The sequence below is a fragment of the Congregibacter sp. genome, from assembly GCF_047617445.1.
Taxonomy (GTDB): Bacteria; Pseudomonadota; Gammaproteobacteria; order Pseudomonadales; family Halieaceae; genus Congregibacter.
This window is the reverse complement of sequence record NZ_JBLGBE010000015.1, coordinates 18006-40094: the sequence shown is the minus strand read 5'-3', so window position 1 is coordinate 40094 and position 22089 is coordinate 18006. Positions and strand designations below refer to the sequence as shown.

26 protein-coding genes are annotated in these 22089 nt (G+C 54.9%); 7 read left to right on the top strand and 19 right to left on the bottom strand.

What is annotated here, in order from left to right; translation table 11 throughout:
• Positions 1–7: 7 nt before the first annotated feature.
• Positions 8–319, bottom strand: coding sequence for an AzlD domain-containing protein (locus tag ACI9KD_RS05735; protein WP_414980200.1), 312 nt, complete (start codon positions 317–319; stop codon positions 8–10).
• Positions 316–1002, bottom strand: a complete 687-nt coding sequence (locus ACI9KD_RS05730; RefSeq protein ID WP_414980199.1) for an AzlC family ABC transporter permease — start codon at positions 1000–1002, stop codon at positions 316–318. The genes ACI9KD_RS05735 and ACI9KD_RS05730 overlap by 4 nt, the downstream gene beginning before the upstream one ends.
• A 78-nt stretch (positions 1003–1080) precedes the next feature.
• Here ACI9KD_RS05730 and ACI9KD_RS05725 point away from each other — a divergent pair, with 78 nt between their 5' ends.
• Positions 1081–1521 carry an alpha/beta hydrolase family protein gene (locus tag ACI9KD_RS05725; protein WP_414980198.1) on the top strand — a complete coding sequence of 147 codons (441 nt, stop codon included), beginning with the start codon at positions 1081–1083 and terminating at the stop codon, positions 1519–1521.
• 58 nt (positions 1522–1579) lie between these two features.
• On the opposite strand, the gene ACI9KD_RS05720 is transcribed toward ACI9KD_RS05725, so the two are convergent.
• Genes ACI9KD_RS05720 through ACI9KD_RS05710 form a run of 3 tightly spaced genes read right to left on the bottom strand, consistent with a single transcriptional unit; the run spans position 1580 to position 2865 of the window.
• Complete coding sequence (locus ACI9KD_RS05720) at positions 1580–1834, bottom strand: YkoF family thiamine/hydroxymethylpyrimidine-binding protein (protein WP_414980197.1); 255 nt, start codon at positions 1832–1834, stop codon at positions 1580–1582.
• Positions 1835–1847: 13 nt separating this feature from the next.
• The gene (locus ACI9KD_RS05715) at positions 1848–2420 is read right to left on the bottom strand and encodes an ACP phosphodiesterase (protein ID WP_414980196.1); all 573 of its coding nucleotides are present in this window, start codon (positions 2418–2420) and stop codon (positions 1848–1850) included.
• Positions 2421–2469: 49 nt separating this feature from the next.
• The gene (locus tag ACI9KD_RS05710; RefSeq protein WP_414980195.1) at positions 2470–2865 is read right to left on the bottom strand and encodes a hypothetical protein; all 396 of its coding nucleotides are present in this window, start codon (positions 2863–2865) and stop codon (positions 2470–2472) included.
• 146 nt (positions 2866–3011) lie between these two features.
• Between ACI9KD_RS05710 and ACI9KD_RS05705 the strand changes: the two genes are divergently transcribed.
• Positions 3012–3551, top strand: a complete 540-nt coding sequence (locus tag ACI9KD_RS05705; RefSeq protein WP_414980194.1) for a CIA30 family protein — start codon at positions 3012–3014, stop codon at positions 3549–3551.
• Positions 3552–3566: 15 nt separating this feature from the next.
• Here the strand turns inward: ACI9KD_RS05705 and ACI9KD_RS05700 are convergent, their stop codons facing one another.
• Genes ACI9KD_RS05700 through ACI9KD_RS05685 form a run of 4 tightly spaced genes read right to left on the bottom strand, consistent with a single transcriptional unit; the run spans position 3567 to position 8465 of the window.
• Positions 3567–4601, bottom strand: coding sequence for a DUF2955 domain-containing protein (locus ACI9KD_RS05700; RefSeq protein WP_414980193.1), 1035 nt, complete (start codon positions 4599–4601; stop codon positions 3567–3569).
• Between the two features lie 51 nt (positions 4602–4652).
• Positions 4653–5768, bottom strand: coding sequence for an HlyD family secretion protein (locus ACI9KD_RS05695; protein ID WP_414980192.1), 1116 nt, complete (start codon positions 5766–5768; stop codon positions 4653–4655).
• Complete coding sequence (locus tag ACI9KD_RS05690; RefSeq protein WP_414980191.1) at positions 5765–7306, bottom strand: efflux transporter outer membrane subunit; 1542 nt, start codon at positions 7304–7306, stop codon at positions 5765–5767. Before ACI9KD_RS05690 ends, ACI9KD_RS05695 begins: the two co-directional genes overlap by 4 nt.
• A gap of 25 nt (positions 7307–7331) precedes the next feature.
• Positions 7332–8465: an AI-2E family transporter gene (locus ACI9KD_RS05685; protein ID WP_414980190.1), complete on the bottom strand. Its 1134-nt coding sequence runs from the start codon at positions 8463–8465 to the stop codon at positions 7332–7334.
• Positions 8466–8634: 169 nt separating this feature from the next.
• Here ACI9KD_RS05685 and ACI9KD_RS05680 point away from each other — a divergent pair, with 169 nt between their 5' ends.
• Positions 8635–9819 carry an endonuclease/exonuclease/phosphatase family protein gene (locus tag ACI9KD_RS05680; RefSeq protein ID WP_414980189.1) on the top strand — a complete coding sequence of 395 codons (1185 nt, stop codon included), beginning with the start codon at positions 8635–8637 and terminating at the stop codon, positions 9817–9819.
• Between the two features lie 86 nt (positions 9820–9905).
• On the opposite strand, the gene ACI9KD_RS05675 is transcribed toward ACI9KD_RS05680, so the two are convergent.
• Positions 9906–11198, bottom strand: a complete 1293-nt coding sequence (locus ACI9KD_RS05675; RefSeq protein ID WP_414980188.1) for an NADH:flavin oxidoreductase/NADH oxidase family protein — start codon at positions 11196–11198, stop codon at positions 9906–9908.
• Positions 11199–11297: 99 nt separating this feature from the next.
• Here ACI9KD_RS05675 and ACI9KD_RS05670 point away from each other — a divergent pair, with 99 nt between their 5' ends.
• Positions 11298–11768, top strand: coding sequence for a Dps family protein (locus ACI9KD_RS05670; protein ID WP_414980187.1), 471 nt, complete (start codon positions 11298–11300; stop codon positions 11766–11768).
• A 308-nt stretch (positions 11769–12076) separates the two neighbouring features.
• Here the strand turns inward: ACI9KD_RS05670 and ACI9KD_RS05665 are convergent, their stop codons facing one another.
• From ACI9KD_RS05665 to ACI9KD_RS05655, 3 genes are all read right to left on the bottom strand, one after another.
• A complete protein-coding gene (locus tag ACI9KD_RS05665; RefSeq protein WP_414980186.1) occupies positions 12077–13588 on the bottom strand; it encodes a diguanylate cyclase in 1512 nt (503 codons plus the stop codon).
• Positions 13589–13663: 75 nt separating this feature from the next.
• Positions 13664–13954 carry an EscU/YscU/HrcU family type III secretion system export apparatus switch protein gene (locus ACI9KD_RS05660; RefSeq protein ID WP_414980185.1) on the bottom strand — a complete coding sequence of 97 codons (291 nt, stop codon included), beginning with the start codon at positions 13952–13954 and terminating at the stop codon, positions 13664–13666.
• Positions 13951–15072: a flagellar hook-length control protein FliK gene (locus ACI9KD_RS05655; protein WP_414980184.1), complete on the bottom strand. Its 1122-nt coding sequence runs from the start codon at positions 15070–15072 to the stop codon at positions 13951–13953. Before ACI9KD_RS05655 ends, ACI9KD_RS05660 begins: the two co-directional genes overlap by 4 nt.
• Positions 15073–15223: 151 nt before the next feature.
• Here ACI9KD_RS05655 and pomA point away from each other — a divergent pair, with 151 nt between their 5' ends.
• Genes pomA through ACI9KD_RS05640 form a run of 3 tightly spaced genes read left to right on the top strand, consistent with a single transcriptional unit; the run spans position 15224 to position 17485 of the window.
• Positions 15224–15979, top strand: a complete 756-nt coding sequence (pomA, locus tag ACI9KD_RS05650; protein WP_414980183.1) for a flagellar motor protein PomA — start codon at positions 15224–15226, stop codon at positions 15977–15979.
• A gap of 5 nt (positions 15980–15984) precedes the next feature.
• Positions 15985–16881, top strand: coding sequence for a flagellar motor protein MotB (locus ACI9KD_RS05645; RefSeq protein WP_414980182.1), 897 nt, complete (start codon positions 15985–15987; stop codon positions 16879–16881).
• Positions 16882–16885: 4 nt separating this feature from the next.
• Positions 16886–17485 carry a PilZ domain-containing protein gene (locus ACI9KD_RS05640; RefSeq protein ID WP_414980181.1) on the top strand — a complete coding sequence of 200 codons (600 nt, stop codon included), beginning with the start codon at positions 16886–16888 and terminating at the stop codon, positions 17483–17485.
• Here the strand turns inward: ACI9KD_RS05640 and ACI9KD_RS05635 are convergent.
• From ACI9KD_RS05635 to flhF, 6 genes are all read right to left on the bottom strand, one after another.
• The gene (locus tag ACI9KD_RS05635) at positions 17482–17667 is read right to left on the bottom strand and encodes a hypothetical protein (RefSeq protein WP_414980180.1); all 186 of its coding nucleotides are present in this window, start codon (positions 17665–17667) and stop codon (positions 17482–17484) included. The two genes, ACI9KD_RS05640 and ACI9KD_RS05635, sit on opposite strands and share 4 nt — an antisense overlap.
• Positions 17660–18472, bottom strand: coding sequence for an OmpA family protein (locus tag ACI9KD_RS05630; RefSeq protein WP_414980179.1), 813 nt, complete (start codon positions 18470–18472; stop codon positions 17660–17662). The genes ACI9KD_RS05635 and ACI9KD_RS05630 overlap by 8 nt, the downstream gene beginning before the upstream one ends.
• Before the next feature lie 2 nt (positions 18473–18474).
• Entirely contained in the window at positions 18475–19272 is a 798-nt protein-coding gene (locus ACI9KD_RS05625; RefSeq protein WP_414980178.1) for a flagellar motor protein, read from the bottom strand.
• An 11-nt stretch (positions 19273–19283) separates the two neighbouring features.
• Complete coding sequence (locus ACI9KD_RS05620; protein ID WP_414980177.1) at positions 19284–20039, bottom strand: RNA polymerase sigma factor FliA; 756 nt, start codon at positions 20037–20039, stop codon at positions 19284–19286.
• The gene (locus tag ACI9KD_RS05615; RefSeq protein ID WP_414980176.1) at positions 20002–20826 is read right to left on the bottom strand and encodes a MinD/ParA family protein; all 825 of its coding nucleotides are present in this window, start codon (positions 20824–20826) and stop codon (positions 20002–20004) included. The genes ACI9KD_RS05620 and ACI9KD_RS05615 overlap by 38 nt, the downstream gene beginning before the upstream one ends.
• A gap of 122 nt (positions 20827–20948) precedes the next feature.
• Entirely contained in the window at positions 20949–22079 is a 1131-nt protein-coding gene (gene flhF / locus ACI9KD_RS05610) for a flagellar biosynthesis protein FlhF (RefSeq protein ID WP_414980175.1), read from the bottom strand.
• Between the last annotated feature and the right edge of the window lie 10 nt (positions 22080–22089).

Genomic DNA, 22089 nt, shown 5'->3' with positions numbered 1-22089 from the left:
AGCCGGGCTAGACAACAATCGCAGCGACGCACCAGAAGACCGTCATTCCCGTCAACAACGTATAAATATGATTGCGGGTCTTCCAGGCCACCAGCGCCGCACAAGTCAGCCCCGTTACCTCGGGTGCCCCAATCACTACCTCGCCCTCGGCTGTGGTCAACATCGACACGATCAGCGCGCCCATAACCGCCGGCGCAACGTACTCCAGAGCCCGCAACGCCAAGGGCGGAAAACTTCGATCGGCGAGTACGACGATAAATATCGCCCGACTCAGGTAGGTACCAAGGCCTGCCAGCACGATCGCTAAAAACTCGCTCATGCGCTTTTTCGCCTGTTTTCCAGAAACAAACCCAGCAACACTCCGATTACCGCTCCGGCTAAAAGACCAGAACGGTTCGGTAAATCGGTGAGCATCACGGTGAACACTCCCGACAGCAGCGCTACAGCAATCTTTTCCCAACGATCAATCGCCGTCACCAACAACGCGGTAAACAGCACTGGCGCCGCGAAAGCGATATTCCATTGTGGGGACACCAGCGGCCCCACAAACAGTCCTCCGGCAGTACACAACATCCACAGCCCCCAAAACGTAAAACCTGCGCTCAAAAAGTAAGCGCGAAAAGCTGCTGGATCTTCATCTTGGCGGACCATCGCCAGGGCATAGGTTTGATCAGTCAATACATAAGGGCCCAGCCAACGAAACCACCGCGGCTGTCCCTTAAAACGCGGTGCGATACTGACGGAGTACAACAAATGGCGTGCGCCAACGATCAATGCTGCAGTGACCGCTGCGGCGATGGAAGCTCCCTCCCCCAACAAGCTGATGATCGTGATCTGCGCAGCGCCACCAAATATCAGCGGCGAAGAACTCCAACCCAGCCAGGGTGCAATACCCGACTCTCCTACCACCACACCAAAAACGAGGGCAAAGGGCAGCGCGGGGATGAATAGGGGAATGCTCTCAAAAACACCCCGCTTTACATGGATATATCGGTCGCTCATGCGACTCATTGTACGCGATGAATTTGGCAACCAAGCGTCAGCGGCTATAGTGTAGCTATGCGTTTTTGGAGACTAAGCATGCGCTATTCATGGGTAAGCGGACTGCTACTCACGCTTGCAGCAGTTGCTGCATTCCCTGCCGTCAGCGAAGAACAAAGCATTTCAATATCAAATGGGGTTTATTCCATACCGGGGATGCTCTCTCTCCCGTCGGTCACCGCAGGCCCGGCTCCCGCGGTACTTCTATTGCACGGCACTGCATCCCAGAAAAACGAAGTCGACGACCTATATATGCGACTCGCAAAACCGCTGATGGATGCTGGCATAGCATCGCTGCGCATTGATTTCGCCGGCGCCGCTGACACCACTGCGCCCTACCAACAAAGCGTGGATCTGCTCAGCCAGTCAACGCATCCCATGAGCCAACTGGTGCTGCTGGCCGGCGCTGACCACATTTATAATGTGCTACCCCCGATGAAGCTCTCGAAACCAAGGTCACCAGTCATGACCGACTCCTGAGCGTAACGCGAGAGTGGATTATTGACCTGGTTCAGTACGCGACCGAAAAGACCGGTCCCTAGTGAATATCCAAAGCCATGGGTATGAACTTGCAGACCAGGACCTGCCGCGAACCATAGCGTTGGGAGCTGGCCAGCAAGGTATCGCTTACAGCGCTCATCACTGCATGATGCTCTCCCTGTATCTGCGTACTCATTGCATTGGTGACAACCTGCAATCCCTCGCGCTCGTTAAGGCTGTCAATGAGCGATTGGATGACCGGAATATAGTCTTCATCAAGGGGATACAGGCTGAGCTCAGCTGTGAGTGTCATGGATCAATCCTTATTAATAACTGATAGTGAGTTGCACATCGGTGAATACCTCAAGAAAACCCGCTTCAAATTCATCAGCATGCTCATCGGCTACCTGCAGTAGAGCAACAAGATCTACCGGTCGCGACAGCCTCTGGGAAAGGCGCTCGAGTACCGCGGCAACACCCTCCCGAGTCTCGTACACTCGCAGCCAATCAGCATCCACCCAACGCGAAGCGACAACTGCAAGACCCTCGGGCAGAAGTTGCGGATTGTTGCGCAGCACAGCATAGGTGTCGTCCAAAAAGGCATCACGACTCCAATTGCTGTAGCGATGCCAGTGTTGCACCAGGTAATGATCGAAAAGCACGTCTAACACCAGACCGGCGTAACGCCTATACCCACTGGGAAATAGAGTTTTAAGCGCAAGATACGCGCTGTGCCGGTCGGTAAGTGTATCAACGCGACGATGCCGGCGCACGCCATCGGCAACCCGGGGATGCAAAGCGTGTCTGCTCAACGGGCCCTTTACGAGATCACCCGCGATGTTCCCGATCAAACTGTGTGCATACGGCTCAGCAAGTAGCGCATGCGCCAGATAATTCACGACTTAACTAATCGCCGAGCGACAACGGAGCTCAAATCCTGGTTGGAGATTAGTCGGATCGCAGAGCACGAGATGCCCAGAACACCGCCAGAAAGGTAAGGATCTCTACAACCATAGGCTCGACAGTTAAGGCCGCGCCATGGAACTGCCATGCTACGAGACGGGCCGGCGCCACCACACCGATCATCAGCGCTCCAGCCATGAGATAGTCAGGCTGACGTCGAAAAACGCCGTAGAGCATGAACCCACCTGCACAGAGAAAAAACGCAGCGCTATCGCCCAACTGGGTCGTCAGACCTGTTCCCTGTAAAAGAGACGCACCCAAAGCAGCTGCGATGGTCGAAGGCGCCGCAAGCCACGCTAATCCAAAGCTTAAGTACAGCAGTCCAAAGAGCACCGTTACACCGAGCGCCAACTTGGTAGATGTCGAGAGAGCTTGATTCATGGGGCAAGTCCTTTGTGTAGGTTTCTCATTATTTTTAGACAGCAACTGAGTTGTCACTAGCTCAAAGGAAATCACGCTGAGCCACGGCGATGGACCGAGCGTATACACAGCACAGACGGGAGACAATAGATAAGGGTCAACGGGGCATGAATTTAGCGGTAGAAGAGACCTTTCTCTTCGATGATTTCAGTGAGCCACAGCGCGCCAGTAATGGTTTTCAATGGCAGTACATCAGCGATACGGTGATGGGTGGCGTTTCTCAGGGCGCAGCCCGGCACGGCGTTCTGGCCAGTCGCCCGGCACTGCAACTGGGGGGCACTGTGAGCCTCGAGAACAACGGAGGCTTTATTCAGGTCGCTCTGGACCTCGGTGCCTTGGGGGAGACTGTCGACGCTAGTGCTGCAAGAGGCATTGCCGTCTGTCTGTGTGGCGATGGTGGGAGCTACGCGATCAACCTGCGAACCGCGGACACGCAGCGGCCCTGGCAGAGCTACCGCAGTCGTATGGATAGCACCGAGGAGTGGAAAACTCACTACCTGCCGTTTTCAGACTTTATCGCGCACCGAATTGAAAAGCCGCTGGACCGTTGTCGGCTCCGGCGTATTGGCTTGATTTCAATTGGCGACCCCGGACCCGCCCGGGTAGCTGTTTCCAGGCTGGCGCTGTACCGAGATGTACCGCGCTAAGCCGCCAAACTATCGTTAGGGCCCTGCAGCTATTACTGCCTCAGCCTTCGCAAGACGGCGTTTGCGCCAGCTCTCCAGAAACGCCAATGCGCCCCAGGCGTAGAGCGTCACGGCGATAAATGTCGCAAAACGCTGAACAAACGCGGTCAAAGCATCTTTACCATTTGCGCTGTCTTCGACCGCCGGCCCTAAGAGAATGAGCATAGTGACCAGCGCGTTAATCCAGAATGAAGGGGCCACCCGGGTTTTCAAAAAGCCGTACAACTTTGCAGCGGTGTAAAACGCAAATACGAACATCCACAAAGAAAACATCCATAAATTGGGCGCGATAGTCAGTAGCACCCAAAACAGGATTGCCATGATCCCGCCCACAAAGGTCGATCCAATGAGCTCTCTCCCGGCATGTCGCGCGTCCATAGCCGACGTTTGTTGTCCAAGAGACACGGACTTCATAATCGTCATGAGGTACTGCGAGGGATTCGTTAGCGCGAGCAAATACGCTGGCATCACAATGAGCGTTGCTCGAACGGCAAACCAATTCGAAAGCGCCTCACCACTGGGAGCCTCTGACGGAGGCACCGCCGTTGCCTTTTCGGGAAAAAAGGGATACACCAACCATTGACAGAGCACGGCGGCAGAAATTCCCAAGACAAGCGATTTGATGACCGTGGTCGCTAGAAGAAAGTCGACGCTCCCCGCAACAGAAATCAGCGTAAAGCCGATCGTCAAAAAAGTACCCAGAAGCCGTTTTCCATGTATCAGCGTCAAATACATCGAAAAATACAGGCCCACAGCAACTATCAGGACTGCACTGAAGGGGTAATAGCGAATCAACGGTATGAGCAGAACCCCCACCGTGAGTGACGCAATTATGACCATGAGCAAGCCAAACAAGCCTTTTGGCCCCATAGGGGGGCCCGGCATGGCACTCAAGAACACAACGAACAAAGGCGCCAGAAATGGCAGCGGAAAGTCTAAAGCGTAGGCCATCGCCAGAGCGAGAGCCGTGGCAAAAGCAAATCGCAATGCGCGATTTTCGGCAACGCTCACTTTGGATAGGCTCTTAGCAATGACGGGATCACGTTTAACTGGACGTCGCGGTTAATAGGCGTAGGAGAACCAACTCATGAGTCGGATGTACAGCCGACCCAGCAGGCGCAGTACCGTCGCATCATCACTATAAACAATCACCGAGGCCTGACCACCGATTCGCAACTGGCTGAGCATTGCACTATCCGTCATTTTGAAACCTACCTCCACGGGAAAGCGCTGCGCCTGACGAAGCCAGTCGCGACTGTTGCTCACTGTAGGCAGGGTGCCAGGCGCTGGAGCCTGCCCAGCACTGACGCCAAGTCCGACGTTGCGAACATTGCCAGCAAAAACCGTACCCGGCAAAGCATCAAACACGATCTCTGCGCTGCTACCGGAATGCATGTGCCCAAGATTGTTTTCGGTAAAGGCAGCATTGACCCAAAGATCATGAATCGCAATCAACGTCATGACCGGCTTACCGGTTCCTGCATATTGACCAACATCCGCGCGCAAATCAGTAATGAGTCCTCGTGACGACGCTTTGACCACAGTATTTGCGAGATCCAATCGCGCTTTCTCCACCGCGGACTGCGCGGACAGCAAAATCGCGTTACTGCCAACGTCATCCCCACCTTTTTGTTCGATGGCACGCTGAATATCCGACTCCGCCGCCACGACCTTGGCTCGGGCCTGATCTAACGAGGCTTTGGACGACTCCAATCGACGCAAAGAGAGAGTTCCCGGGTCCGTTTCCCGAAGCCGCTTAAGTCGTGAGTAATCCTGGCTCGCTCGGAGCTCATTGGCTTGCGCGGCAGTTAGATTAGCGCGAGCACTTGCCACTGTAGCGTTGCCCGCTTCTACCTGGCTGCGGGCATTCACGAGGTCGGACTCAGCGCGGGACAATGCTATTTGGTACTGCGACGGATCAATCTCAAAGAGTGCATCGCCCTCCTCTACTTCCTGATTATTCCCGACAAGAACCTTTTTTACGGTGCCGGCAACTTCTGGAGCAACGCCAATCACATAGCCCTGCACTCGCGCCTGGCTCGTGTACGGTGCATAGCGATCAGACAACAGATACCAGCCCAAGCTGCCCACAATCACTGCCAGCACTATCCAGGTAGTACGCTTGATCGCAGGGGCTGTTTCTGTTTCCGCGTTCGCCTCTGCCTGTGTATCACTCATTGCGAACTTCCTCCTGATTGGGCGTTGTCCAGCACCTCGGGTACCGTAGCCTCCAATTGCTCACCCCAGTTAACTCGGCTGCGCATAGTCTCGCGCACACTTTGGGGAATCATGTCTTCCAGGGACTGGGACTGCCAACCGCCCCCCAGCGCTTTATAAAGTGTGATAACCGCGGAGATATGCGCACCTTCGTTGATCAGCTCTTTTTCGGCTTGAGAAAACAGCGATCGCTGTGCATCAAGTACCCGCTGAAAATCCGCGTAGCCTTCCCGATACCGTCGGTTCGCAAGTTCGAGTGCCCGCTCAGCAGCGGAACGCGACTCACTGAGCACATCCCGAGCCTCGGCAGTTTTGATCACCGCAATTGCGGCGTCATCAATTTCTCGAGCTGCCTGATAAACAGTCGCATCGAAGGCGGTAAGAGCTTGCTGTAGTCGCGCGTCCTGCACCCGAACATTTGAACGGATCCGCCCATAATCAAAGATATTCCAGCTAATCGCAGGGCCCGCGGCAAAGGTCAATCCATCTCTGGTAACGCCCAAACTGTCACCATTCCAACCAAAGCTTCCAAACAGTGATAGGGCGGGATACAAGTCCGCTTTGGCAACACCAATCTGCGCGGACTGAGCTCCCGCTTGCCAGGCGCTGGCTCGCACATCAGGCCTGCGAAGCACCAACTGCGCGGGTATGCCACTGAGTGCGACAGGCGCCATACCTGGCAATGCCTTTACCTCGCCCTCTAGTTCGCGGATAGGACCCGGAGGTCTTGCAAGTAGTACGGCAAGAGCATTGCGCAGCTGAACACGGCTGCGCTCCAAATCCGGGATCGTAGCGAGAGTCGCAAGATACTGGGTGCGAGCTTGTTGTAAATCGAGTTCCGATTCCTGACCGCTGTCAAACAGTTGCTGCGTGATTTCGAAGCTGCGCTTTTGTATCGACGCGTTTTTCTCGGCGATGGTAATTCGCAGCTGCACCGTCCGGTAGGCGTAATAAACATCAGCGGTCTGAGCGATCAGAAGCACCTGTAGATCTCGCTGATTCGCGATGGACGCCAGAAAGGCAGCATCGGCAGACTCTACGCCCCGGGCAAACCGCCCCCAAAAATCGATCTCCCAACCCGCTGAGAGGCCCACATCGTAGCTACCAAAATTGTCTTCGCTGGCTGGCAGCAAGCCGTCGCTGCGACGCTGGCGTATATAGGCTGCGGACGCGCCTAACTGTTGAGACTGAGGGAAGCGCAGCGCCTGCGCACCACCGAGCCGCGCTCGAGCCTCAAGAACGCTCAGCCCCGCGACCTGTAAACTGAGGTTTCGCGTAACGACCCGCTGGATCAGTGCGTTGAGAGCAGGATCGTCAAAACGCAGCCACCAGTCGGACAACTCCAGGTTTGTATTGTCGACTGTGCTATCAAGGTGCCCATAGAGATCCGGCTGCCACTCGGCAAGCCAACTGGGCGTCGGCTCCTGGTAGTCAGGGCCCAGTGTCGTGCATCCAATAAGCGCCACACCGATCAGTGCAATAAGACTACTGCGCAGCATCGAAGAGATCATCAAAAAGAGTCAATCAGTCCGCTGCGCCATCGGAAGTGCCTGTCGCCTCTCCTTCGGACGCCACAGCCACGAGAGACTCATCATCCACCCAACCCATAAACAGCTCATAACCCACGCTCAGTACGACCGCTCCAACGAAGAGTCCCACAATGCCAGCCCCCATCATTCCACCCAAGGCGCCCAGGAGCACAACCGGCATTGGCACACTCACACCGCGACCCAGTAGCATCGGCTTGAGGACGTTGTCGGCAAACCCGGCAATTACAAAGTAAATAGTGAGCGCGATATTCACCACAGTACCGCCATCACCCATACCCCACACAAAGGCAATCGCCGGAATAGAGACCAATAACGCCGGGAGCTGAAGAATCCCGATTACCAGTACCACCAATGCCAATAACCCTGCAGCGGGAATACCTGCCAGCATAAATCCGACACCTAGTAGCAACGCCTGAATAAATGCGACACCCACGACACCCATGGCCACTGAACGGACAGTGAGCGTGGTAATCGTATGCATCGCTGGACCTTTTTGGTCTCCAACCATACGAGAAAAAATACGCCCCATGGCAGCGGTCCCGGACTCACCGTAGGCCATCATGATTCCTGCAATGATCAGTGCACCAAAGAAAAACAAAAGAGTTCCCGCTGTGCTGGCAGCTGCTCTAAGTGCACTCTTACTAAAGCTACCCAGCTGGGGCTGAAGGCCCTCGATAAACGCCGGCAAATCAGTGTAGGCGGCGGACCACGCGGCGTAAGCTTTCTCGCCAACAATCGGCCACTCTTTTACGGAAGCATCCGGGGCTTCAACAGTGAACGTATTAACGTCGAAGTTACCGACAACATCAAAAACATGCGTCGCAAAAGAACTCCCCAACATCACGCTTGGGACGCCTAACAACAATATCCCCAATACGACGATCAGAGTCGCTGCGCGGCCGGCACTAAAGCCTGTGCGCTGACACAGTGATAAAAACACCGGGTAGAGTGAGACCGCCAAAATAACGCCCCAGAGCATGATCGGTATAAAGGGCGCGAAAATGCGCTCACAGGCGACGACAACCGCCACGATCAAACCCAGTCTGATGCAAAAGTCCATAAAATCCCGGGACAGAAACTTCCTTACGGCATCAACATCAATACTCATTCAACTTTTACTCCGGCAAACAACTAAATCAATGTCGCTATTGAAGGGCATATTCTACGTCAACACGACTCGATACGCTGCGAAAACCATGGGTGAAATTGCCAATGGCATGCTAACGTGACGCCCCTCTTTTCAGGGGAATAACTCAGTAATCCATGATGGAGCTCAAATGCCCAGCCTCCGCGTTGTCTCACTGCTTGTTGCGCTGCTAGTGCCCGTAGGTGCGCACAGCGAGGGCCGCGTGATCCGCGTCGCCACTTTTAACGTCAGCATGGAAGGGGGTAATTACGTCGGCAAAGGTGTCACGCCCAGTGGCCATGAACTACCTGCGGCGCTGAGTAATAGCGACCACCCGCAGATCAGCAATATTGCAGAGATTATCCAGCGCGTGCGCCCGGACATACTGCTCCTCAACGAGTTTGACTATCACTCGGACCCCGCCCGCGGCGTGCAGCCCTTCCTCGAGCGCTATCTCCAACAGTCCCGAGCGGGAACCGAAGCAATTGATTACCCATACTTCTATCAGGGTCCCGTCAACGCAGGTGTTGATTCGGGCATGGATCTCGATCGAGATGGTAAGGCGTCAGGAACTGGCAACGACGCCTTTGGCTTTGGCCTCTATCCCGGTCAATACGGCATGCTCATCCTGAGTCGCTACCCCATCGATTTCGAAGCCATTCGCAGTTTCCAATTGTTCAAATGGAAAGACATGCCGGAAAACCTCATGGCCGACATGCGTGGTGCGGATGGCGAACTTTGGTACCCCAAGGCCGTGCAGGAGAAATTGCGTCTGTCCTCCAAGTCGCACTGGGACATTCCCGTACGCATCAATGGCCGATCTTTACATGTGTTAGCGAGTCATCCCACGCCTCCGGTATTCGATGGGCCGGAAGATCGCAATGGTCGTCGCAATCACGATGAAATTCGCTTTTGGGCAGACTACATTGAGGGCGGCAAGCAAGGTGCTTACATCTACGATGATAAAGGTCAATCCGGGGGTCTGACCGACGACCGCTTTGTGGTCGTTGGTGATCTCAATGCCTCCACGGAAGAAGGCGACGCGCGACGCGAAGGAATAACCGCCTTGCTAGGCCACGAGAAGGTTCGCCGGGGCCTCCTACCCACCAGTGATGGTGGACGAGCAAACCGAACTGACAGTACCTTTGGCCCCACGCATACAGCAAGCTGGGGCATGCGCGCCGATTACGTAGTGCCCAGCAAGGCGGGATGGCGGGTAATCGATGCAGGGGTGTTTTGGCCTGCACCGGATGACCCTTTGCGGCGCCTAGTAAATAAGCGTAACTCATCCTCTGATCATCGCTTAGTTTGGATGGATTTAGAGCTCGTCGACTAGCGTCCCACTGTTTACAGCCATGCGAATACCCCCAAGAGCACTAAGTCTCATGGGTTGCGCAGAAAAAACGTTAACAGGCGCAACGATCAAGCCTGGCGCTCCCTCGCTTTCATAAACGAAGCCTGTTGCTTGCTCACCTGCAGTGCTGCTTTGAAAACAGATAGCTTAGGTATGACTTCACCTCGTTGCCCCAAAGAATCCAGCTGCGCATAAAACCAGTAGGTCGTTGCGAAGGTACTCAAGGTGCGAATGAGGCTTATGCTTTTCAAGAAGCCAAGCCAGGATGGCAATAGCGCTAAATCATCCTCGTAGCGAGGCAAAGATTCTGCGCCAGCCAGTAACCTTGTGGGCCCATCAGTCTGGACACAGAGCGGCCGACCCAAACCTATGAGCGATGCTCCGCCCTCCTCCAGCGCCTGTTCCATAGCCGCGCGGGATCGAAAGCCACCCGTGACCATCAGCGGAATAGACACCTGTTTTTGCATAGCTAGAGCGAAGTCAACAAAGTACGCTTCCCGGCGCAGCGTTGACTCAGCCACGTGTTGCTGTTCCACCGGCTCCACACCTTCCATGCCCAACAACTTCGGCTGCTCATAGGTGCCGCCGGAAATCTCGATGACATCAACACTATGCTCTTCAAGCCACTTTGCGACTCGGAGGCTGTCCTCAAAGGCGAAACCACCCTTTTGAAAATCGGCACTATTGAGCTTCACCGATACCGGGAACTCTGGACCCACGGCTTCGCGAGTTGCGTCGACAATTTCAAGGAGGAAACGTGCGCGATTCTCGAGCTCGCCGCCGTAGCTATCATCACGATGGTTACTTCTTGGACTTAGGAACTGTGAGATCAAATAACCGTGGGCGCCGTGAATCTGCACACCCGTAAAACCAGCATTTTTCATGGCTTTCGCCGCAATGGCAAAGCGCTGCACCAATTCAGTAATTTCATCAGCTGTCAGGGCCACAGGCTCACCAAACTGCCCTCCGGGCAGTCCCAGCTTTACCGCAGAGGGAGCTTTAGGGTGAGGGTTAACGGTCTTCAGTGTCTGTCGACCCGCGTGACTGATCTGAACCCAGGCATGATTGCCCGCTGCTGTCGCCGCCGAAGCCCAGCTTGCAAGAGCGTCCTTCATCACAGCATCCGGAACTCGATCAAGCACAACATTGCCGGGACGCTCCAGATGATGAGCATCTACGACAACATTCCCGGTGATCAATACACCCGATCCACCCTGAGACCAGATCCCATAGAGACGCTCAAGCGAGCCCGTGGGAACACCGCCGATACTCGCAAGCCCCTCGGTCATAGCCGCTTTGACTAGACGATTGGGAACGACAGCACCACAAGGCAGCGTCAGCGGTTCTTTTAGAGTGGTCACAGTATAGGATTCCATTACTTGAAATTAGGTAGGCCGCCACCATAACAAAGAGCATAATACATACGAAACCAGAGAATATTAGTGAGTAAAGGAGTAGCTATGAGCGGCATCGACATTGGTATCAACGAAGCGGATCGAATGAGTATTGCAGGCGGACTGAAGATTTTACTTGCGGACTCGTACACCCTGTACCTGCAAACCCACAATTTCCATTGGAATGTAACCGGCCCACAGTTTCGAGAGTTACACCTGATGTTTGAAGAGCACTACAACGAGCTGGCACTCGCCGTTGACGAGATTGCTGAACGAATTCGAACGCTGGATGTAGTCGCTCCCGGAACCTATAAGGCCTTTGCACAGCTCTCAAATATTGACGAGGTCGATGGTGTGCCATCCGCCTCGGAGATGATTCGTATTCTCACTCAAGGGCATGAGCAGATCGTTAAAACCTGCAGAGAAGTTCTGGTGAAAGCTCAGGGGGCAGACGACGAATCGTCGGCGGCCCTGGTCTCTGACCGTATGCGGGCGCATGAAAAGACGGCATGGATGCTGCGGGCACTGGCTGCTTGATCCGAGCATGTAAGGCAGCAAGCTGGCACAAGGTCTGACGAACAGGTCTACAGCCAGCTCGCGGCTTATTCGCGCCTGTTGGTTAGACATAAAAAAGCCCCTTGGCAATAAGCCAAGGGGCTAACCGTAAGCAAACGCCTACGGACCGAAGGCGGCAAACAGCGCATTGACCACGCTGTATATTAGATAACTTTAATAGAAGGGCAGCCAAGAGGCCCGCTATTCTCGATCCGCTGAATCAAGCGGGAGAGCCTAGGGAGGCTATAGAGTAAGACGATGGTCCTGCGTACAGCGAAACCCTAAGGTTCTTAGGTCACTACGCAGACCTTCATGCCGTCCATTTTTTTAGCCTGATACATCGCTTCATCGGCGCGACCGACGGCGCTTTCCAATGTGTCACCTTTGGTCAGCTCGGTAACTCCACAGGCAATTGATACATCTAATGGCTTGCCATTGTCGTTGAAGCCGGCGTTGCGTACTTCATCGCAGGCACTTCGAGCAAATACCTCAGCGCCCTGCACACGGGTATCAGGCAGCAAGATCACGAACTCGTCCCCACCGTATCGACATACGATATCGCTGGCCCGCGCCCTGAGCTGCAGAACATCAGATATCTTTACGAGCACCAAATCACCAGCAGTATGTCCGTAAGTATCATTGATTCTCTTGAACTTATTGCAGTCCACAAACACGATTGACAACGGAGCGCCGGAGCGCTGCCAACGCGCATATAACTCATGCGTGCGCTCATCGTAGCCCGCGCGATTGTAAACCCCGGTGAGCGCATCTTTCAGTGCAAGATCATTCTTGTTTCGAATTTCGCTTCGCAGAATGTCAGCCTCGTCTTCCAGGTGCGAAAGACGTTCATTCAACTCTGTAACCCGAGCCTTTGAAGTCTCGTGTTGCTGGCGTTCGGACAGGACATGCTCGGCCAGGCGCTTCGTTAACTTGGTTAAACCGCTGGAGATAACACTTCGAACCTGATTGATGTCATCGGACTTGGCCGCTTCACCCATTTCCCGGGTGTCTTCATCCACACTGCTTTGCAACTGCTCCGAACGCTTAAGAGAGCTGTCGCAATCGTCTCCGAGAAAATTAATTACTTCCTCGAATCCATCGAGACGCTCCCGAAGGTCGCCGAGAAAGTCTGTGGTTTGATTTCTCTCCGCGCGAATCCTGGCATCGATGGTTTCTATTTCGTCGGTGACCTCAGCCAGCAGTTTTTGCGCCTGCTCGGGATGCACCGCCTGCTCAAGAGACTCTTTAATGGCATGACTTCCAAGGGCGTTGCCGTTCACAACATCAATATGCTCCAAGAGCCGCTGCAATAACTGGACGAACAAGGCGACGTAGCGATCATCCGTGCCGCCGGGACCTGACTTCTTACCCAGCCAACCCAACACACCACTGGCTGACTTGTCTGGCGTTGCGACTTCACGGAATGCTTCTGCAACAGTGCCGAGTAAGTCAACGAGTGCTTTCTGTCGAGCCATGGCCGTCGTGCCCGACGCCACTTGCTGCACCAAGCTACCCATCCGTTCCTGCTCGTCACAACGCACAGGCATGGTCTTTATGAGCTTGCGCAAACCTGACAGGTCGTGCCCGCTTTCGACCGTCCTGCCTTTATCGGCATTAACACCCGCACTGGCCATCATAGTTCGAGCCAAGCGCCCGGAAAGGGTTTCTATCTTGCTCGCGTCACCGCCATCTTTTAACTCCTTGCGGATAGACACAAGAAGAGCATCGACCTCCTCGTCTACGCCATCTGCCATATGCGAGAGGCGAGTTACCAGTTGTTCAAGCGCTTTTACTTTGTCCATTGCCGTAGCCAAACGTAGAATAACGCCAGTAAGCATACAACAGCAATGCGCGCTAGGCGACAGTACTAAAGTGGCCTAGACGCGACGATCCAGCTGTGCATTAAGGCGATAAACGTAGGCAAGAACCTCTGCGACAGCGACATACAAGGCGGGCGGAACCTCATCGCCTAGAGGTATCTGACACAGGAGCTCGGTTAATTGCGCATCCTGCACAATAGGCACGCCGTTTTCGGCAGCAAGCTCCACAATACGATCGGCGATAGCATTTTCTCCTTTTGCCACTAGTATCGGCGCACCCTCTCCACTGTAAGACAGTGCCGCGGAATGAGTCGACGCCCCGAAAGAGCGCTTATCTTTATCTGTCATGCTCGCAAATCCAATCCGGCGCTTGATCGCAGCCCTTCGGTACTGACTTTTTTAGGAACAAGCTCAGCGCTCGGACTGGTGGTCAGTGCGATCCCACGATTCTCCAGGGCAAGCACCAAACCAGGCATTCCGGCGTCGATAAGTTGCCGGACACTGTCGTTAGCCGCTGCAATGCGCAGTGAGAGCCGGTCACCTTGAAGCTGCATGGATACTTCTAGCGCCCCTAGCGCTCTAGGCTCCAGCTGCAGCTTCACTCGCCACAATTCCTCCTCAGAATCGCTCTGAGAGTTCGGTCCACCGCCAGCCTCCCTGTCTATTTCCATGCGCAAGCTATGCAGAGACCCTCCCACCTGCAGCGGAATTTCTAGTTGCCAGTGTCGGGACGCTTGGATCTCGTCGGGCTGGGAGTTCAACTGATGGAGGGTAATCCGCCCCAAACCGGCTTCGAGTTCGCGTTTCATATCGAGCAGCGCTTCGGCATCCGCTGCAGGCATACCCAATGCCTCTATCCGCGCGAGCGCCGCCTCCACCCTTGCAAGAACCCGAAACAGCCCGGCTTTGAAGTCTCCCTCTACGGCCGGAGGCTGTCCCGCCAGCGAAGCACGCAAGCCACTCTCAAAAAAGACACCCGACTCCCGCATGGCCGCTGCAAGGCCCTCGGGCTGTGACACCAGGCCCGGACGACCGACCTGCTTCAACAACTGCCCAAGAGACTCCGTGACCATAGCCGGCAGCGCGGAGGCCAACTGATTCGTTTGCAGTGCCTGAACGACATTTGCCAGCGGAGGACTGGCAATACCAGAGGAATTCCCCGGCAACAACTGCAGCGTTCCTCCAACATTTGCCGCACCAGAACTGACCACAGGATTCAAGACACGAAGGGTCGGAACCGGTAGCAGCTGACTCACCTCCAGTTTCAGTCGTGCGCCCTGTTGTATGGGAATATCAGCCGTCGCGGTGATCTGCTGACCACTGACGCGCAGGACCAACTCCCCCGTAGACAACTGATTCGTCACCAGTGCATTGAGCGTCTGACCGATCTGCCAGTTGTTGATCCACAAACCGAAGTTTCGCTGATCAACACGGGCCGTCGTTAACGCCAGTTGCAATTCTTCCACGACCACCTCGGTACCAAGAACGTGCGAACTTTAATGCCCGGAGCGCTTTCGCAAAACCGCGCTTCAGATTGTTGTTACAGTGCCGCTATCTCTACATAGCCTGTGTATACTTTAGCGGCAAAATTTACAACGATCTTTACTGAGGACTGAAATGGATCTGGCGACACTACTTGGTATGGTTGGGGCAATTGGAGTCGTCCTGGCAGCCATTCTGACCGGCGGCTCACCGGTGGTGTTCATCAATGTGCCATCGATTCTCATCGTGCTGGGAGGCACGGTGATGGTAGTCATGATCAAATTCTCCTTGGGGCAGTTCTTTGGTGCCTTTAAAGTCGCGCTCACCGCCTTCGTCAATAAGACAGTCGATCCAGAAGCTCTCATCGTGAAGATCGTTGAGCTCGCCAACATTGCACGCAAAGAAGGCATGCTCGCTCTGGAGAATCAGGAGGTTGACAACCACTTCCTCGATGAAGGGGTCAAAATGCTCATCGATGGCAACAGCCGCGAAGTGGTGAACACCGTTCTGAGCAAAGACATGCAGCAAACCATTGAGCGGCACACCTGGGGAGCAAAAGTTTTTAGCGCTACCGCTGATGTTGCACCGGCTATGGGCATGATCGGGACGCTGATCGGCCTGGTACAAATGCTCTCGAACATGTCGGACCCCAAGTCTATTGGTCCGGCGATGGCTGTTGCTCTGCTGACCACGCTCTATGGTGCGATGCTGGCCAACATGATTGCCATGCCCATTGCCGACAAGCTTACTCTGCGCAAAGCCGATGAGTTACGGGTACGGTCCATGTGCATCGATGGCGTTTTAGCCATTCAGGAAGGTCAAAACCCTAGGATTATTGAATCAATGCTCAAAGCCTACCTCGAGCCTGAAAAACGCGGCAGCGAGGTATAGCCAGCATGTCTGACGACCGCCCCGCAGGATCACCGGCATGGATGGCGACATTTGCCGATCTAATGTCGCTGATGCTGTGCTTCTTTGTACTGCTGCTGTCCTTCGCCGAAATGGATGTAGTAAAATTCAAACAAATCGCCGGCTCCATGAAAGTAGCCTTCGGTGTTCAGAGCGAATTTGAGCTCGAGGACATCCCCAAGGGGACCAGTGTCGTGGCCACGGAGTTCAGCCCCGGTCAGACCAGCGATACCCCTATCGAAACAATCCAGCAAATTACAGACGAGACCACGGACCCTTCATTGAGAGTCGGTGACGGAGAAATGGACGACGCCGAAACCGAGGAACTGCTACAGAAAAAGATCACCGCTTTGCTTGCAGAAACACAGGTCGACGCCGAAAAACTCAAAGATATGCTTGAAGACGAGACACAAACCGGCAAGGTTGATGTCGAATCAGATGGCCGTACCATCACCGTACGCATCCGGGAGCAAGGGTCATTTCCTTCCGGTTCCGCGACGCTGAACACCGATTTCGTCCCGGTCATGCAGCGTATCCGCGATGCACTTGCCGAGATTCCGGGCACCATTTCTATTGAAGGGCACACCGATAGCACACCTTTACGCGGGGGCCGCTATGAGTCCAACTGGGGCTTATCGTCGAGTCGGGCTCTCTCGGTAACCCACGAGTTGCTTCGAGACGGCCTACTTAAGGATGAGCGCATGAGGGTCGTTGGCTTTGCTGACACGCGCCCATTCACTTTTAACGATACGATTGAGGGCAGAGCATCCAACCGGCGCGTCGAGATCGTGATTCGTCAGGGCATTGAGAGCGCTGAGAGCTCCGAACTAGACAGTATTCGTGAGATAAACTCAGACGCCCTGGACATACTGGGACTAAAGTAGATTTATGAGCGAGCCACACATTAATAGCGTTGAAAGACGAAAGTACTACCGAATCAATGACGTGGTCTTGCTGCGTTACGAAGTCACCCCAGAGTCTCCGGCCGGACAACAACCCCTGGAGGATACAGGCGGACTTGCAATCGGCACCGGCACGCTATTGGCTGAACTGGACCGTGAACTCAACAAGAGTATTAACGCGGTGTGGCGCGACAACCCCATGGTTGCTCAGGCCCTGGGCTTGCTCAACCGCAAGGTCTCGGTCATCGCCACCCAGGCACTGGAATACGAAGAAGCAAGCGTACATTCCTATGACAGCAGCATGGTCAATCTAAGCGGCTGCGGAATAGCCTTTGAGGCTCGACAGCAATTGACGCCGGGCACCAGATTGCAACTGAGCATTATTCTAAAGCCATCGCAGGTAACGCTGTCTATTGCCGGAACGGTAATCAGCGGCGAGCAGCGACTCGACTCAGCCACAATGCCGTATTGGATTCGTGTGGACTTTGATGATGATCTGCTGGCGCAGGAGCAACTGATCCAGCATGTTGTGCAAAAACAAGGTGCCCTGCTCTCAGACAGCCCGGCACTTGATAACAAGCGCTAACAGCGCTCATCCAGAAAACGTCCCTTGCGTCCCCGGGGATCCTTGGCAGTTTCATGATCGGAACGCTCCGCTTCTCGCTCCTGCTTTCTACGCGTCTTGCGCTCACCGCTGCGCCGGAGCCTACGCAGCGGCGGCGTACCGGACACCCCGGTCACAGGCCCAGGTCCCGAGGGATCAGCCATCGCCCACTACCTGACTCAATAGCGCGCTACGTACCAGCACAACGACTCGGCGGTTCTCGGTGCGACCCTCATCGCTCTCGTTATCAGCGATGGGCCTGTTAGGACCAAAGCCCACGGCGCTTAGCTTGGCCGGATCAACGCCCTCATCCTCAAACACCCGAGCGATCGCCGCCGCACGCGCCGTAGATAACTCCCAGTTCGAAGGAAACTGGCCATTGCGAATCGGCTGATTATCGGTGTGCCCCTGCACCACGACTTCATTGGGCAGCGCCCTGAGCGTTTCTGCCAATCGCCGCAACATCGGAATAGAGCTTGCCAATAGTGAGCGAGAGCCCGAGGGGAATAACAAACGCGCCGGGATCTTGATCTCCAACCATTTGTCATTACCGGTGATGGCCAGGCGGTCCGGAGCAACCAGGTCACCTATGGCACTCTGAAGGGCCATCTCAACGCCAGCTATCTCTTCCTCTGCCTTAACATCGCCCAGTGCCGCAGTCGTAGAGTCGATATTTGCGGCAGCCTGTAAAGGTACTCGTACCTGTTCACTCTGTGCAGTTAGCTGAGGCATACCCAACCGCGAAGATTGCGCGCCATCACCGTCCGGTCGACTCGGGTCATAGGACACTCCGGGAAGCCCAAAGGCACGAACTATGGAGTCAGACAGAACCCGAAAATTGCCCACATCCACTGCCGACGTTGAGTACATCACCACAAAAAATGCAAACAAGAGCGTAATGAAGTCCGCATAGGAAACCAGCCAGCGATCCTGGTTATCGACACTCTCTGGCGGCTTACGTCGGCCCATACTTAATCGAGATACCCTTCGAGCTTACTCTGTATCGTCTGAGGGTTATCCCCATCAGCGATCATCGCGATGCCATCAACCACCATCTCGTGATACTGCATCTGATCACCGGAAACCGCTCGAAGCTTATTGGCGATAGGCAGATAGAACAAGTTGGCGAAGCCCACGCCATAGATCGTAGCGACAAACGCAACGGCGATACCCGCCCCCAACTGCGTGGGGTCTGAAAGATTATTCATAACGTCGATGAGACCCAGTACCGCACCGATGATACCGATGGTCGGGGAATACCCTCCCATGGCATCGTATACTTTAGCTGCCCGAGCATCTTTGGCCAGAGCATTGTCAATTTCCACATCCATCACGGTGCGAATGGCTTCTGGCTCCAGACCGTCCACAAGCAGCTGCAAGCCTTTTTGAGTCAGGGGGTCGGACTCTTTATCCACAAGCTGCTCCAGTGCTAGTAGTCCATCGCGACGCGCCGTGCGGCTCCACTCAATAGTCTTAGCAAGAACAGCCTCTCGATCGTAGCTGGGCGGCAGAAAAACCCAGGCGAAGCGACGCAGCGCTTCACGAAAATCGCGCAGCGGCGTTTGAATCAGAACAGCGCCGAGGGTGCCGCCGAGAACAATGACAAAAGCCGTGAGCTGCAGGAGCGCAGTGATGTGACCGCCTTCGAGCCAGTTGCCACCAAGAATCGCACCCACAGCCATGGTGACCCCAATGAGGGTCAAAAAGTCAAAACTGACTCCCGCGGGATTGCCTTTATTCCTGGCCGACTTTGCCGGTTCCTTTGCCACGTTCTGGCCCCCTATCCGCGCCAGTGTGCAAGCGTAACGCGCAGCCGCGCCAGCGCTTGGCCGTGCAACTGAGATACTCGAGATTCGGAGACCCCCAGTACCGCACCGATTTCCTTTAAGTTGAGACCCTCGGCGTAATACAAGGACATCATCAACCGCTCCTTTTCCGGAAGCTGTGTTACAGATTCCGCCAATGCATCCCGAAAGCCTTCCTCGCCCACTTCTTCAAGAGGCGTATGGGTATTCGATACAGCAGTCTCTGCTTCGACGCTATCCTCTATATGGGTCATTCTCGCGCAAGCAAGCTTCCCTGAAAGCTGCTGGTACGCGTCCAGAGGCATGTCGAGTTCGGCAGCGATCTCAGCATCCTGAGCCGGTCGCCCAAGGCGCGCATCGGCCCGATCTATGGCCTCAGATACCTGCCGAAGCTGTGATTGCACGGAGCGCGGCAACCAATCATGAGAACGAATTTCGTCGAGCATCGCGCCCTTAATGCGAATGCCCGCGTAGGTAGAGAAACTGGCTCCCTGAGAGGCATCGTAACTCTCCCGGGCCCGCAGTAAGCCAATGAGTCCCACCTGCATGAGATCGTCGAGTTCAATTTCGGCCGGTAATTTGGCCGCAAGACGCAAACCGATTTTTTTAACCAGTGGCAGATACTCGCGCACCAGTGCATCAGCACTGGACACCACCGGTTCTGCGTAGGCCGACACGGGGCTCATCTGCAGCTCAGACGCTACCGCTGCGGTATTCGATGAGCCGCTCAACAAAGAATCCCAGCCCTCCTTCTGAGTGCATTTTTGGAAGTGCCAGCACCCGCTCGCTCATTGCACGCAATGCTTTAGCTGAGTCGCTGCGAGGAAACTCGGTAACCACCGCTCGCTGAGCCCGTACCGCCCGCCGGAGGTACTCATCTCTGGGAATGGCGCCAAGATAGCCCAAGTGCACATCCAGAAAACGATCGGTGACTTTGCAGAGTTTTTCGAAAAGTTGACGGCCCTGAAGCTCGTTGTCGACCATATTGGCCAGCACCTGAAAACGCTTGATATTGCACTGTTGGTTCAGCACTTTGACCAGTGCATAACCGTCAGTCAGAGAGGTAGGTTCATCGCAGACAACGACAATCAGCTCCTGACAGGCTGCGGTAAAGGTCAATACGGTGTTATCGATTCCCGCTCCGGTATCCACGATCAAAGTGTCAACGGGAATAGCAAGTTCACTAAAAGCCCGCACCAGACCTGCCTGCTCGGTCTGTGACAAAGCGGCCATTCGAGCCACACCCGACGAGGCTGGTATCACACGAATACCTGCAGGCCCTAGAATGAGAATTTCTTCGAGACTGCGCTCACCACTAATGACATGCTGTATATCGAACTGCGGTTTGAGTCCTAGCGCAATATCCACGTTAGCAAGCCCCAGGTCGGCGTCAAAGAGAAGCACCTGCTGACCGCTTTCAGCCAGGCTCACAGCAAGATTCACCGCCACGTTAGTCTTACCAACGCCACCTTTACCGCTGGTGACAGCAATCACATTTACCGGGGCTGTATCTGTCATCACTGCTTCCTGCTCATCACTGCTTCCTGCCCCAATGCCTGTCGCATGTCATCGCTTACTTGCGATCCTCGCTTTTTGTGCGCCGACTGCTAAATACTCGCTGCGCACGTTCGGGAAGCTCGCTAGCCCGCGGACCGCAGTGGCCTGCTTACTACCGAAGCACTACCGACTTCAGCGAGTTGCACCGCACGACGCACGAGCTTTATGCCATCAGCCTCGTAAAGATCTTCAGGTATGCGCTGACCGTCGCTATATCCGAGTACGGGCAAATTCGCGCTAATCACAACATCCAAAACGCCGCCAAGGCTTTGAGCTTCGTCTACTTTTGAAATAATAGCACCGCTAAGCGCTCGAGGAGCAAAGTTCGCTGCAAGTGCCCGGCATTGCGACGCCTGCGCGGAGGCAGCCAGCACCAACAAGTGCCTCACGGGCTTACGCAGCTCGCGAATGAGTGCGTACTGCCCCCTGAGACGGGAGTCATGCTGACTCATGCCAGCCGTATCAATATAGATGCGCCGACCCTGCATTTTGCGCACAGCCAAGGACAGGCTTTGACGATCATTCGCAGTAAACAAGGGGATGCCCAAAGTATCTGCGAAACTCGCCAACTGCTCCTGCGCACCAATGCGATAGTTATCTAGGGTAATCAAACCCACCATCTCAGGTCCAAGACGCTGTATATGAGATCCGGCCAAACGGGCTACGGTGCTGGTTTTCCCTACGCCGGTGCCTCCATATACCGCTGTAATGTTGCCCGGGATCTGCTCAATACTTTTAGCCTGTAAACGTTCAGCCAGAGATAGCTGTGTCAGTTGCCAGCCCTCATTCAATCTTTCGACGCTTGGGAGACTATCCAGCAACTCGCCGGCCAACACTCGCGATAAGCCCATGCGCAGAAGTCGCTGACGTAGTGCTGACGAAGGACCTCGCGCGACTGTTGCTTCCTGCCAATTGCGGCCACCGAGCTCTTTTTCAAGGATACCACGAAGACGGTCAAGCTCTTTTTCCAGAGCCTTGAGCTGAATCTCACTAGTGGGTGTATCAGCGCTGACCACGCGTCGCCCACTCACGGGACTGCCAGACCTGGCGGGTATGGCAGATGCCACCGCGTGCTCAACATCGACTGCAGCCGTTATTTCTATCTGCCCCCCGACCCGCTTGTTAGCGAGTATCAGAGCATCTGATCCGAGCTCAGCACGCACCTGCGCCATAGCGCTGCGACTGTCTCGTCCTGTGTAACGTTCAATTCTCATAAGTTCGTGC